This window comes from Streptomyces sp. NPDC005281 (genome assembly GCF_040607495.1).
In the GTDB taxonomy this organism is placed as follows: domain Bacteria; phylum Actinomycetota; class Actinomycetes; order Streptomycetales; family Streptomycetaceae; genus Streptomyces.
Window position 1 is genome coordinate 81289 of the sequence record NZ_JBEXGX010000027.1, and the last position, 12361, is coordinate 93649.

12 protein-coding genes are annotated in these 12361 nt (G+C 73.6%); 5 read left to right on the top strand and 7 right to left on the bottom strand.

Annotated elements, in window-relative coordinates:
- Positions 1–103: 103 nt before the first annotated feature.
- Together ABZV42_RS31285 and ABZV42_RS31290 are read right to left on the bottom strand one after the other, a co-directional pair.
- Entirely contained in the window at positions 104–1684 is a 1581-nt protein-coding gene (locus ABZV42_RS31285; protein WP_356054702.1) for a hypothetical protein, read from the bottom strand.
- A 39-nt stretch (positions 1685–1723) separates the two neighbouring features.
- Positions 1724–1918: a hypothetical protein gene (locus ABZV42_RS31290; RefSeq protein ID WP_037621052.1), complete on the bottom strand. Its 195-nt coding sequence runs from the start codon at positions 1916–1918 to the stop codon at positions 1724–1726.
- Between the two features lie 260 nt (positions 1919–2178).
- Between ABZV42_RS31290 and ABZV42_RS31295 the strand changes: the two genes are divergently transcribed.
- From ABZV42_RS31295 to ABZV42_RS31315, 5 genes are all read left to right on the top strand, one after another.
- Entirely contained in the window at positions 2179–2571 is a 393-nt protein-coding gene (locus ABZV42_RS31295; protein ID WP_355978001.1) for an ankyrin repeat domain-containing protein, read from the top strand.
- 300 nt (positions 2572–2871) lie between these two features.
- Complete coding sequence (locus tag ABZV42_RS31300) at positions 2872–4290, top strand: HEAT repeat domain-containing protein (protein WP_356054704.1); 1419 nt, start codon at positions 2872–2874, stop codon at positions 4288–4290.
- Positions 4291–4429: 139 nt separating this feature from the next.
- Complete coding sequence (locus ABZV42_RS31305) at positions 4430–5593, top strand: glycosyltransferase family 1 protein (RefSeq protein WP_355977995.1); 1164 nt, start codon at positions 4430–4432, stop codon at positions 5591–5593.
- On the top strand, positions 5590–6744 hold the full coding sequence (locus ABZV42_RS31310; protein WP_356054706.1) for a glycosyltransferase: 1155 nt from the start codon (positions 5590–5592) through the stop codon (positions 6742–6744). The genes ABZV42_RS31305 and ABZV42_RS31310 overlap by 4 nt, the downstream gene beginning before the upstream one ends.
- The gene (locus ABZV42_RS31315; protein WP_355977989.1) at positions 6741–7595 is read left to right on the top strand and encodes an SGNH/GDSL hydrolase family protein; all 855 of its coding nucleotides are present in this window, start codon (positions 6741–6743) and stop codon (positions 7593–7595) included. The genes ABZV42_RS31310 and ABZV42_RS31315 overlap by 4 nt, the downstream gene beginning before the upstream one ends.
- 155 nt (positions 7596–7750) lie before the next feature.
- Here ABZV42_RS31315 and ABZV42_RS31320 read toward each other — a convergent pair whose 3' ends face one another.
- The 5 genes from ABZV42_RS31320 to ABZV42_RS31340 are packed head-to-tail and all read right to left on the bottom strand — an operon-like array spanning position 7751 to position 12243.
- Entirely contained in the window at positions 7751–8620 is an 870-nt protein-coding gene (locus ABZV42_RS31320) for a biotin-dependent carboxyltransferase family protein (RefSeq protein WP_355977986.1), read from the bottom strand.
- Positions 8617–9234 carry an allophanate hydrolase subunit 1 gene (locus tag ABZV42_RS31325; RefSeq protein ID WP_355978403.1) on the bottom strand — a complete coding sequence of 206 codons (618 nt, stop codon included), beginning with the start codon at positions 9232–9234 and terminating at the stop codon, positions 8617–8619. Before ABZV42_RS31325 ends, ABZV42_RS31320 begins: the two co-directional genes overlap by 4 nt.
- Before the next feature lie 50 nt (positions 9235–9284).
- A complete protein-coding gene (locus ABZV42_RS31330) occupies positions 9285–10043 on the bottom strand; it encodes a 5-oxoprolinase subunit PxpA (RefSeq protein WP_355977983.1) in 759 nt (252 codons plus the stop codon).
- Between the two features lie 29 nt (positions 10044–10072).
- The gene (locus ABZV42_RS31335) at positions 10073–10867 is read right to left on the bottom strand and encodes a putative hydro-lyase (protein ID WP_355978401.1); all 795 of its coding nucleotides are present in this window, start codon (positions 10865–10867) and stop codon (positions 10073–10075) included.
- A 56-nt stretch (positions 10868–10923) separates the two neighbouring features.
- On the bottom strand, positions 10924–12243 hold the full coding sequence (locus ABZV42_RS31340; RefSeq protein WP_355977980.1) for an MFS transporter: 1320 nt from the start codon (positions 12241–12243) through the stop codon (positions 10924–10926).
- Positions 12244–12361: the final 118 nt, after the last annotated feature.

The window sequence follows — 12361 nt, forward strand, 5'->3', positions numbered from 1 at the left end:
TTCGTGTGCCGGCCCGGCAGTTCGTGCGCCGGCCCCGGGGCAGTTCGTGTGCTGGTCCGGGGGAGGTTCGTGCGCCGGGCCTCGGAGGCCGCGCCTCCGCCTCCTATCCCTCCGCCACCGCGCCCCCGGCGACCCCGGCGACCTCGGAGGGCACCTGCTCCGCCGCGTCGCCCGGAGTCGTGCGCTCCGGCAGGAGGCCGAGCACCGCCCGCCGCTGGGCCTCGCTCGTGGCGTCGTCGAAGGGGTCCGGTGTGGCCGGGACCTGGAGGCGCAGGACGGGCCCGGTGCCCAGACGGGCGTAGCCGCGGCCGGGCGGAACGTCCCGGGTGGGGGTGGTGTGCGGGGGAGCGCCGAGGACCGCTTCCAGCTGGGCGGCGGAGGCGGCGCCGAGCACCACGCGCGCGCGGGTGTGCTGCCGTACCGCGTCGCCGATGAAGTCGAGGTTCTCGAGGTGCTCGGCGATCACGACCGTGACGCCCGCCGCACGGCCGTGCCGCAGCGGGATCTGGAGCAGTGACTGGGGGTCCTTGCGGCCGTCGGCAGCGGCCAGATGACCGAGGGCGCTCGGCCGGTCCAGCAGGATCCACAGCGGGTTCCTGATGTCGTCGGGGGCGGGATGCCCCGCCTGGCGGGCGCGGTTCGCCGCGATCAGCCGCCGCTCGGTCTCGTGCGCCGCCCATTCGAGGCTGGCGAGAGCCCCACCCGTCGAGCACTCGACTGCCAGGACGCCCTCCCGCCCGGTCAGACACGCGTACTCGCCGGTGCCTCCGCCGTCGACGACGACGACATCGCCGTACTGGAGGCCCTGCAACGCGATGGAGCGCAGCAGGGTGGTCGTGCCGGTGCCCGGTTCGCCCGTGATCAGCAGGTGCGGCTCGGTGGAGCGGACGCCCGTGCGCCAGACGACCGGCGGAACGTCGCGCCGCTCCTCTCCGTGGGTCAGGGGGAGCGTGCGCTGGACGTCGCCCGGATCGGTGAATCCGAGGACCGTCTCGCCGGGCGCGGTGACGAAGCGCTGGGCGGCGATGTCGATTGGGAGCGGCGGCAGGACCGTGACGGTGAGTTCGTTGCCCTCCTCGTCCCAGTCGAAGTGGTACTCACGGCCGCGTCCCGACTTGGCGTGCAGGAGCTGCTCGATCCGCGCGCGGGAGTCCGGTTCGCCGTCCGTGAAGTACGCCGGGTAGTGGATGAGCAGACGGGAGATCCGTCCGTCGTCGTCGAATTCGTGCGAGGTGAAGGCCTTCTCCCAGTCGCCGCCGTGGGCGTACAGGGGAGCGGGGTCGTCGGCTGCGGAGAAGTACGGGACGAGCGCGTCGTAGAGGGACTGGAGGCGTCCGGTCTGCGCCTCGTCCGGGCCGGTCGCGGGCGGTGGGGTGCGCTCGCGACCGGTCCAGGCTGCCGCCGCCATCACGGTGATGACGGCGAGCAGCGGTCCGTACGGCACCAGGGCCACGATCAGGACGACCGAGGCCACCAGGAACAGCAGCGGTCCGCGCCGGTCCTTGGGGGTGGCGGCCCACTTGCGCCGTCCGGCGGCTGCCAGCCGGCGCAGTCCACGGGTGACCGTGATCAGTGGATGGAGGACATCGGTGGCGCTGTCGGCTGCCGTCCGGGCCAGCTCCCGGCTCTTGGCGATCTGTGCGGTGCCGTTGCTGAGGATGCGGGGGAGAGGGCGCCGGGCCACTGCTGTCTCCTGAAGGTGCGTACGAGGTGGGGGACGTCGTCAGAACTTGATCCCGCCGAGGAGGCCCGCCAGGCTCTCCCCGCCGGCCTTGATGCTCGGCGCGATGGCCGTGCTCGCGAGGTAGAAGCCGAAGAGTGCGGCCACCAGGGCGTGCGACGCCTTCAGCCCGTCCTTCTTGAAGAAGAGGAAGACGATGATGCCGAGAAGGACTACGCCTGACATGGACAGAATCATTTGAGCTCTCCTGGTTCGTGGGGACGGTCACCATGAGTTGTCCCAGGATCACAGCATGTATCCATACGATAAAAGGTGCAACTGGGTGAAAAAGGGCTGATTTCACCCGCCCGATGGAGGCGTCTTGCGCCGTCTGAGCTGCCCTGTTGCGCCCGATGCGCACTTTGTGATCTTTGCCGCGGAGGATGCCTGTCATGTGCCGCCGGAGCCAGTACGCTGTCGATTCACCCGAACGGTTGCAGTGAGAGGCGGTCCGGCAGATGAGCGAAGCCCCCGACCCCGAGGTCGTGGAGCTCGCGACCAAGATCTTCGATCTGGCGCGACGCGGCGAGACGGCGACGCTCGTGGCGTACGTCGACGCGGGTGTTCCGGCCGACCTCACCAACGACCGGGGCGACTCGCTCGTGATGCTCGCCGCCTATCACGGCCACGCCGGGGCGGTCAGCGCCCTGCTCGACCGCGGCGCCGAGGCCGACCGGGTCAACGACCGGGGCCAGACCCCCCTCGCCGGAGCCGTCTTCAAGGGCGAGGAGGCCGTCATCCGGGTCCTTCTGGCCGCCGGCGCCGATCCTGCCGCGGGCACCCCCTCGGCCGTCGACACGGCGCGCATGTTTGCCAAGACGGACCTGCTCGAATTGTTCGGCACGCCATGAATCGAACGCTCTGACCAGGCTGAACGCGGGAAAAAGGGGAGGCGGAACGGGGCCGCCCGAAATACGGTCGCGGCAGGAAGAACGACCGGGTCATCATGACGACGTGATTCACGGACGCGATGGCCGGGCAGTAGTTGCCGCACCGCGCGGACCGTGACTCGGCCCGCATGGGCCACCGACGAGAGGCAGAGGAAGATGGTCTACAGCAAGCAAGAGACGGCGGGCGCCCCGACGTGTTGTCACGCGGCCAGGTAATGCAGGATCCCGGTTGCGTCGACGCTTGATGTGAGGCTGTTTCCCATGTTCGATCCGGTCATAGCGCCCAGCGGAACCCTGCTCGGCCTGCTCCAGAGGGGCCGCGGCGACGGCACGCTGCACGCGCTCACCGCACCGCGGGCCGAGGCGCTCGCGGCACTGAACCACTGTGTTCTCAAGGACCCCCGCCACGACTGGCAGGTCGAGAACCGATCCCTGTACTACGCCCGTCTCTACCTCGATCTGAGCGGTGAGCTCGACGAGATCGAGCGGCACCTCTTCGACGCCGAGGACATCCTCGACGACTGCGAGTCACGCACGGGGCTCGCCCTCGCGGTCCTCGGCCACCTCGCCTCCTACGGCAGGCGGGACGCGCTGGAGCTGCTGCGCAGGTACGCCAGGGTCGGCTCCAACTGGGCCTGGGCCCTGGACGAGCTGGCGCTGCGCGACGACGACGCGGGCCTGCGCGCCCTCGCCGCGCCCGTGCTCGCCCGGTTCCCGGCCGACCCGGAGGGCGAGGCCGCCCTCGCCGCCGCCGTACGCGACGCCTTCGAGCCACGGCCCTGGCGGCTGTGGGCCGACGACTCCCGTGCGTCTGTCGCCGGGCGGGTGCGCGCGGCCCGGGAGGCCGGGTCCTTCGACCGCTGGCAACGCCAGATGCGGCCGTCGGGACCCCGCCCGGGGTGGAGCGTCGGCGCCGTCTTCGAATGGGCCCAGCAGGGCATCGAACGCGGAGCCGCACTGCATGTCCCCGCCGCCCGCTGCCTGACCGCCGTCGCCGGACCCGACGACCGCCCCGAGATCGTCGAGGCAGCCCGCCACGGCGCGGAGGGCGCACGCTGCACAGCCCTGCGCTATCTCGCCGACGGCAACGATCCGGAGGCCCTCGACCTGATCGAGGCGGCCGTCGCGGACGGTTCGACGGCAGTCGCCGAGGCCGGCGTGGACGCCTTCGAGCGGATGCAGAGCGTCGCCGCCGTCGACCGGGCCAGGGGCTGGGCGCACCGGCCCGACGCCCTCGGCGCCGCCGCGGGCCGCGTCCTCGCCTGCCGGGGCGGCGCCCACGACCGCGAGCTCGTCCTCGCGGCCCTGCGCGAGGCGGTACGGGGCGAGGGCCCCGACGCGCCGACCCTGTGGACCCTCGTCGACGGCACCGGACGGCTCGGCATCGCCTGCGCCGCCCCCGTGCTGCGGCACATCTACCGGGAGACCGCGTCGTCGCACCTGCGTCAGCGCGCCGCCCGTGCCCTGGCCGTCACCGATCCCTCCTTCCCCGCGGGCTTCGCCGTCGAATGCCTCTGGGACTGCGAGGAGACCACCCGGGAGACCGCCGCCCGGCACGCCGAGACCGGTGACGCGCGTGTGGTGGATCAGCTGCGCAGGCTGGCGGCGGATCCGGCCGAGGAGGCCGAAGTCCAGACAGCGGTACGGAGCCGGATCGGGCCCGACATGCCGGCCGTATGAACGTTCGGTGACCCGGGAGTCAGGAACGCGTGGACGGCGGCTGACCTGCTCGGGGGTGGACCGCAACGCTCACGGGACGTTCATCGTTCGCATAGATCCACGTTGACGCGGGCACGTCCAGCCGGGCGAGAACACCCGTATGCGTGTCGTCATCGTGACCGAATCCTTTCCCCCCGATGTGAACGGCGTGGCCCACTGCGCGCTCCAGACCGCCCGGCACCTCGTCGGTCGCGGTCACGTTCCCCTGGTCGTCGCTCCGGCCACCTCCCCCAAGTTCGCGGCCTCCCCCGACCAGGGGGGCACCCCCACCGGGAACGGGCCCGACGCCCTCGCGCCGTGTCCCGTCGTCCGTGTCCCCTCGATTCCGCTCCCGGGCTACCCCCAGGTACGCGTCGCCCTCCCCAGCCGGCGGGTCGCCGCGGCCATCACCGAACACCGCGCCGACATCGTCCACCTGGCCAGCCCCTTCATCCTCGGCGTCCGCGGCATGGCGGCCGCCGCCCGGCTCGGCATCCCCGCCGTGGCCGTCTACCAGACCGACCTGGCCGGATACGCCCGTACGTACATCAGCGCGGGTGAGGCGACCGCCTGGCGGCGTATCCGCTCGGTGCACGCCGCCGCCGACCGGACCCTCGCTCCGTCCAGCGCGGCCCTGCACGACCTGGAGACGCACGGCGTTCCCCGGGTACGGCTGTGGGCGCGCGGAGTCGACACGGCCCGCTTCCGCCCCGCCCACCGCGACGAGGCCCTGCGCCGCGAACTGGCGCCCAACGGCGAGCTGATCGTCGGCTACGTCGGCCGGCTCGCCCCCGAGAAGCACGTCGAACTGCTCTCCGGGGTCTGCGAGATGGAGGGTGTCCGCGTCGTCGTGGTCGGTGACGGACCGAGCGAGGCCACCCTGCGCGGCGCGCTCCCCGGCGCGGTCTTCCTCGGCCGGCGCACCGGCGACGAACTCGCCCGGATCTTCGCCTCCCTGGACGTCTTCGCGCACACCGGCCCCTTCGAGACCTTCTGTCAGACCGTGCAGGAGGCCATGGCCAGCGGGGTGCCCGTCGTCGCGCCCGCCGCGGGCGGGCCGCTCGACCTGGTCGCCCACGGACGTACCGGACTGCTGGTCCCGCCGCGCGACGCCGACGCCGTACGGGACGCGGTACGCACCCTCGCCGGCGACCCCGGCCTGCGGGCGGCCTACGGCGCCGCCGGGCATGCCATGGTCGAGGGCCGCACCTGGGCCGCCGTGGGCGACCAGCTCATAGGCCACTACGAGGACGTGCTCTCCGCACGGAAGCTGGTGGCGGCATGAGTCTGCGCATCGTACGGCTCGCCAACTTCGTGGCCCCCTCCTCCGGGGGGCTGCGCACCGCGCTGAGGGAGCTGGGCGCCGGATACCGGGCGGCCGGCCACGAACCGGTCCTCGTCATTCCCGGCGAGCGCGCCGGTGACCGCGACACCGAACAGGGGCGGGTCATCACGCTGCCCGGCCCGCTGCTGCCCGGGACCGGCGGCTACCGCGTCCTCACCGACAAGCGGCGGGTCGCGAGGCTCCTGGAGTCGCTGGCCCCCGACCGCCTGGAGGTCTCCGACCGCACCACCCTGCGCTGGACCGGGGTATGGGCGCGACGGGCCCGGGTGCCCGCGGTGATGGTCTCCCACGAGACCGCCGACGGTGTGCTGCGGACCTGGGGACTGTCCGAGGCGATGGCCCGGCGGACCGCCGACGCCCTCAACGTCCGTACCGCGCACTCCTACGCGCGCGTGGTGTGCACCACGGAATTCGCCGAGCGCGAGTTCGTGCGGATCGGCGCACGCAACGTCGTACGCGCCCCCCTGGGTGTCGACCTGGTGGACCGGCATCCCGCCCTGCGCGACCCGGCGCTGCGGGCCCGCCACGCGCGCGCGGACCAGGTCCTGCTCGTCATGTGCTCCCGCCTCTCGGTCGAGAAGCGCCCCGGTACGGCGCTCGACGCGCTGGAGGCGCTGCTGCGCCGCGGAGAGCGGGCCGTGCTCGTCGTCGCCGGGGACGGCCCGCTCAGGGCCCGGCTCGAACAGCGCGCCCGGGAACGGAGGCTGCCCGTCACCTTCCTCGGGCACGTCGCCGACCGCGCCCTGCTCGGTTCGCTCCAGGCCTCGGCGGACGTGTGCCTGGCACCCGGGCCCGCGGAGACCTTCGGCCTCGCCGCCCTGGAGGCGATGGCCTGCGGGACCCCCGTGGTCGCCAGCTCGCTCTCCGCGCTGCCGGAGATCGTCGGCTCCGCCGGTGCCACCGCCGCCGACAGCGGGGACTCCTTCGCCGACGCGGTACGGCTGCTGCTCGGCCGAGCCGAGGGCGAGCGCAGGCAGGCCGCACGCGCGCGTGCCGAGTGCTTCGGCTGGGACGCCGCCGTGACGGGCTTCCTCGCCGCGCACGACGCGGTGGCCGTGACCCGGCCGCGTCTCCAGGAGGGCGTGGCATGAGACCGGTTCGGTTCGTCGCCCTCGGGGACTCCCTCACGGAAGGTGTGGGAGACCCCGTGGGGGACCGGTGGCGGGGGTGGGCCGAGCTTCTGGCCCCGGGGCTCACCCCGGTGGACGCGCCCGTGCGGTTCACCAACCTCGCGGTCAGCGGGGCGCAGACACGGGACGTCCTCGAACGGCAGACCCCGGCCGCGCTCGCCCTGGAGCCCGACATCGTCTCCGTCGTGATCGGCGTCAACGACACCCTGCGGTACACCTTCGACATCCACTCGGTGGCCGAACGGCTCGACACGGTGTACTCGGCGTTCCGTGCGCGGGGCACGGCCGTGCTGACGGCCTGCCTCCCGGACCCCGGTTCGATGCTCGGGCTGCCGGGAGCCCTGGCCCGTCCGCTGGCCCGGCGTCAGCACGCGGTCAACGCGGTGGTGCACGAGCTCTCGAGGCGGCACGGGGCGATGCATCTGCACGCGGCGGAGGAGGACTGGCTCAAGGACCGCGCCGTGTGGAGCGCCGACCGGCTGCACCCCGGGGAACTGGGGCACCGGCAACTGGCGCTGCGCTTCCACGCGCTGCTCGCCGAGCGGGGCCTCGCCGACGGGGTCACCCCCACGGCCGAGGCGGAATTCCCCACGCCGACGCGCTCCGCCAGCCTGCTGTGGCTGGCCACGGCGGGCACGGGCTGGGTGGCCAGGCGCTGCACCGACCTGCTGCCCCAGCTGCTCACCCTCGCCGCGTCCGAGGTGCGCCACCGGGCCCGGGGCACCAGCGCCCGCCTCGACCTGAGCGCCTCCCACGCCGTCGCGTCCGCTCTGGCGGCCCTGTCCGTGGCGGAACGGCCTGACGTGGCCTGACGGGGGCCTGACGGGCGCACGGACGCGTGTGCGGACGGGGACGCGTCCGTGGACTGGGCGCGCGGACGAGGACACGGACGGGCGCGCGGACGACGAACAGGCGCCGGCCGTATGGGCCGGCGCCCCGTTCGCCCGCGTACGCGACTGAAGAGGCCTCAGCGGCGGCGAACGGCCAGGAAGCGCACCGGGGTTCCCGGGACCGCCTGCGCGGCCGCCGGGAGGTCGGCGGGACGGACGACCGCGATCACCGGGTAGCCCCCGGTGGTGGGATGGTCGGCGAGGAAGACGACAGGGCGGCCGTCGGGCGGCACCTGGACGGCACCCAGCACCAGGCCCTCACTGGGGAGTTCGCCGGGGACCGCCCTTTCCAGCGGGGGCCCTTCCGTGCGCAGACCGATGCGGTTGCTCGCCGGCGAGACCCGGTAGCCGCGCGTCGTGAGTGTCCGCAGGGCCGGCCCGGTGAACCAGCCGTCGCGCGGGCCGAGGGTCACGCGCAGAACCAGCTCGGCGGGCGGGGCGCGGTGCGGGACGACGTCCACGCGCGCGTGAAGTGCGCCGGGACTTCCCAGGGGAAGCACCGTGCCGTCCGTCAGGGGCGGCGGGCCGAGCCCCGAGAGAAGATCGGTCGAACGGCTGCCGAGCACCGGATCGACCGCCACACCACCGGACACCGCCACATAGCTCCGTAGCCCGGCCCGTGCGGAACCGACGTCCAGAAGGGCCCCCGCGGGCACCCGGACAGGTGCCCCCCAGGCGACCGGGCGGCCGTCCACCCGCACCGGGCAGGGCGCTCCGGTCACGGCGACCGTGACCGGCGAACGGGGGCGCAGGGCACAGCCGTCGACCGTCGTCTCCAGCACCGCGGCCCCGGCGGAGTTGCCGACGAGCCGGTTGGCCAGGGCCGCTGCGGGCGCGTCGAGCGCCCCGGAGCGGGGTACGCCGAGATGGGCGTGCCCCGGCCGCCCCCGGTCCTGGACGGTGGTCAGGGCCCCGGCCCGCACCACCGCGAGGGCCCTGTCGCTCATGAACACCCTTCCGGTACGAAGCGCACCCGGGCACCGGGTGCCAGCAGCGCGGCCGGCACGCGCGCGTGGTCCCACAGCACCGCGTCCGTCGTGCCGATCAGCTGCCAGCCACCCGGCGAACTGCGCGGGTACACACCGGTGTACGGGCCCGCGAGCGCCACGGAGCCCGCGGGCACCGCGGTCCGAGGGGTGGCCCGGCGCGGCACGTCGTAGCGCGCGGGCAGTCCCGTGAGGTAGCCGAAGCCGGGCGCGAACCCGCAGAAGGCGACCCGGAATTCGGCCATGGCGTGGATCTCCGGTACCTCGCGCACCCTCACTCCCCAGAAGGCCGCCACATCCGCCAGGTCGGGGCCGTCGTACCGTACCGGGATCTCGACGGTGGCATCCGCGCGCGCGTCGGGCGGGGGGATCTCCCAGCCGGGCAGCTGTTCCGCGAGCCGAGCCGGCTCGTCCAGGCCGTCCAGGAGCACCGTGCGGGCCGCGGGGACGATCTCCCGCACGGTCAGCGAGCCCTCCGCGCGGCGCCGTACCAGCTCGGCGTGGAGCGCCTGGGCGGCCTCGCCCGAAGAGACCTCGACGAGCAGCGCCCGGTCGCCGACGTGCAGGGCCTTCATGCCGCCGCCGGCCGCGACCGGGTCCCTACGGTCGTCGGCGGGTCCGGCCCTCACGCGAACGCCTCCACGCGCACGCCCGCGGCCTCCAGCCCGGCCCGGACCCGGCGGGCCAGCCCGACCGCCCCCGGGGTGTCCCCGTGCAGGCACAGCGAGCGCGCCCGGACCGGAACGCGTTCCCCGGAGAGGGCGATGACCACGCCGGAGAGGGCCAGGCCCAGCGAGCGTTCGACGACGGCCTCGGCCTCCGTGATCACCGCGCCCTCCCGGGTCCGCGGCACGAGAGTGCCCTCCTCGGTGTACGCGCGGTCCGCGAACGCCTCGGCGACGACGGGCAGTCCGGCCCCCTCGGCGGTCTTCAGGAGGCGCGAGGACGGCAGACCGAGCACGGGCAGACCCGCGCCCGCCAGCAGGACACCGTCGACGACCGCCGCCGCCTGCTCCTCGTCGTGCACGACCCGGTTGTAGAGCGCGCCGTGCGGCTTCACGTACGCCACCCGCGAGCCCGCCGCGCGGGCGAAGACCTCCAGAGCGCCGATCTGGTAGGCCACTTCGGCCGCCAGCTCGTCGGGCGGCACGTCCATCGCCCGCCGCCCGAACCCCGCCAGGTCGCGGTAGGAGACCTGGGCGCCGATCCGTACGCCCCGCTCCGCCGCAAGCTCGCACACCCGCCGCATGGTGGCCGCGTCCCCGGCGTGGAAGCCGCAGGCCACATTGGCGCTGGTCACGACGGACAGCAGCTGTTCGTCGTCGGTCAGCCGCCAGCGGCCGAAGCCCTCGCCGAGATCGGCGTTGAGATCGATGCGGGTCATGGGCTGCCGTTCCTCCTCGTCCGGCCCGTTCAGGCCACTCGGTACTGCTCGTCACGGGTGTCGGTGATGAACATCCGGCCGGGCGCGTGGGTGATCGCGAACGGCGGGCGGGATGCCATCACCGCCGCCTGGGGCGTCACTCCGCAGGCCCAGAAAACCGGGATGTCGTCCGGGGCCGCGACCACCGGATCGCCGAAGTCGGGGCGGGAGAGATCCTCGATGCCCAGCCCCGAGGGGTCGCCGCAGTGCACCGGAGACCCGTGCACGGCCGGCAGCAGACTGCTCTCCCGGATCGCCGTGCTCAGGTGCTCGGGAGGCACCGGACGCATCGACACGACCATGGGGCCGCGCAGCCGGCCCGCCGGCCGGCACTGACGTGCCGTCACGTACATGGAGACGTTGCGGCCCTGCTCGATGTGGCGCAGCGGCACGCCCGCGGAGCTCAGCGCCCACTCGAAGGTGAAGCTGCACCCGATCAGGAACGACACCAGGTCGGACCGCCAGTACTCGACGACGTCCGTGGGCTCGGCCACCAGCACACCGTCCTGCCACACCCGGTAGCCGGGCAGGTCGGTGCGCAGATCGGCGCCCGCGGCGAGCACGGTGGTCCACGAACCGGCGTCGGTGACGTCGAGGACGGGACACGGCTTCGGGTTGCGCTGGCAGAACAACAGCATGTCGTACGCCCAGTCGGCGGGCACGGAGACGAGGTTCGCCTGGGCGTGGCCCGCGGCGATCCCGGCGGTGGGGACCGACAGCCCCGACCGGAACCGCCGACGTGCTCTTGCGGGGGTCCACGCGTGCGCGTGCGCGGAGGTCTTCAAGAGGCCCGGCGTGCCGTCGCCGGGGAGGGCGGACGGCCGGACCTGGACGGTTTCGTTCACCGGAGCTCCTTGCCGCGCGTCTCGGGAAGTCCGGTCAGGGCGAGCGCGGCGAGCGCGTAGCCGATCGCGCCGAAGACCAGCGCTCCGCCCACGCCCCAGCTGTCGGCCAGGAATCCGACCGTGGTGGGGAAGGCCGCGCCGACGGCACGCCCGGTGTTGTACGCGAAGCCCTGTCCCGTGCCCCGCACCTCCACCGGGTACAGCTCGCTCAGGAACGAGCCGAAGCCGCTGAAGATCGCCGACATGCAGAAGCCGAGGGGGAAACCGAGCACCAGGAGAAGGGCGTTGGCGCCGCTCGGGATGTTCGCGTAGGCGAGGACGCACACCGCGGAGAGGACCGCGAAGAGCAGGATGTTGCGTTTGCGGCCCAGTCTGTCGGTGAGCAGGCCGCCGGTGAGGTAGCCGAGGAAGGCCCCGGAGATCAGGAGCGTCAGGTAGCCGCCGGTGCCGACGACGGACAGTCCGCGTTCCGTCTTCAGATAGGTGGGCACCCAGGTGGCCAGCGTGTAGTAGCCGCCCTGGACACCGGTGGAGAGCAGGACCGCGAAGAACGTGGTGCGCAACAGGCCCGGGGTCTCGGCCGTGCCGGGCTTGAAGAGGGTCGTGAACGATCCTTTGCGCGCGCTCCGCTCGCGGACCGCGGCCGCCTCGGGAGCGTCCCGCACCTGGCGCCGGACCCAGACCACGAGCAGCGCGGGCAGCGCGCCGGTCCAGAACATCACGCGCCAGGCGAGGCCGTCGTCGAGGTACTGGAAGACCAGCGTGTAGACGGTCACCGCCAGGCCCCAGCCGACCGCCCAGGCGCTCTGGACCGCGCCGAGCGTGCGCCCCCGGTGCCGGGGGCTCGCGTACTCGGCGACCAGGACGGCGCCGACCGCCCACTCGCCGCCGAAGCCGAGGCCCTGGAGGGCACGGAACACCAGCAGCGTCTCGTAGTTCGGCGCGAAACCGCAGGCCACGGTGAACACCGCGTACGTGATCACGGTGATCATCAGCGCCTTTACGCGCCCGATCCGGTCCGCGACCACCCCCGCGACGGCGCCGCCGACCGCGGACACGACCAGTGTGACGGTGGTGAACAGGCCGGTCTGACCGCTGTCGAGGCCGAAGTAGGCCGCGAGGGCGACCATGCTCAGCGGCAGGGTGAAGTAGTCGTACGAGTCGAGGCCGTAGCCGCCGAACGCGCCGCCGAAGGCGCGTCGGCCCTGGGGACCGAGTGCGCGCAGCCAGCCGAACGCGCCTTCCCCGGCCGCGGGTTCAGCCGTGCCGGACGGCGCGCCCGGGGTCAGGGCCTGGGGTGGAGGGGTCGTGCTCATGGGCACCTCGCAGTGAGGGACGGAGAGTGCGTGAGGACTGAGCCGAGCCGTGCTGAGCCTTGGGCGCCCGGGAGTTCGGGTGCTGCGGAGAACCGGGGACGAGCGGTGGTGCGAGGAA

Excerpts from the sequence above, each read along its gene's own strand:
- ABZV42_RS31340 (WP_355977980.1), bottom strand. The coding sequence starts at position 12,243 with ATGAGCACGACCCCTCCACCCCAGGCCCTGACCCCGGGCGCGCCGTCC.
- ABZV42_RS31300 (WP_356054704.1), top strand. The coding sequence starts at position 2,872 with ATGTTCGATCCGGTCATAGCGCCCAGCGGAACCCTGCTCGGCCTGCTC.
- ABZV42_RS31320 (WP_355977986.1), bottom strand. The coding sequence starts at position 8,620 with ATGAGCGACAGGGCCCTCGCGGTGGTGCGGGCCGGGGCCCTGACCACC.
- ABZV42_RS31305 (WP_355977995.1), top strand. The coding sequence starts at position 4,430 with ATGCGTGTCGTCATCGTGACCGAATCCTTTCCCCCCGATGTGAACGGC.
- ABZV42_RS31290 (WP_037621052.1), bottom strand. The coding sequence starts at position 1,918 with ATGATTCTGTCCATGTCAGGCGTAGTCCTTCTCGGCATCATCGTCTTC.
- ABZV42_RS31310 (WP_356054706.1), top strand. The coding sequence starts at position 5,590 with ATGAGTCTGCGCATCGTACGGCTCGCCAACTTCGTGGCCCCCTCCTCC.
- ABZV42_RS31330 (WP_355977983.1), bottom strand. The coding sequence starts at position 10,043 with ATGACCCGCATCGATCTCAACGCCGATCTCGGCGAGGGCTTCGGCCGC.
- ABZV42_RS31295 (WP_355978001.1), top strand. The coding sequence starts at position 2,179 with ATGAGCGAAGCCCCCGACCCCGAGGTCGTGGAGCTCGCGACCAAGATC.
- ABZV42_RS31315 (WP_355977989.1), top strand. The coding sequence starts at position 6,741 with ATGAGACCGGTTCGGTTCGTCGCCCTCGGGGACTCCCTCACGGAAGGT.
- ABZV42_RS31325 (WP_355978403.1), bottom strand. The coding sequence starts at position 9,234 with ATGAAGGCCCTGCACGTCGGCGACCGGGCGCTGCTCGTCGAGGTCTCT.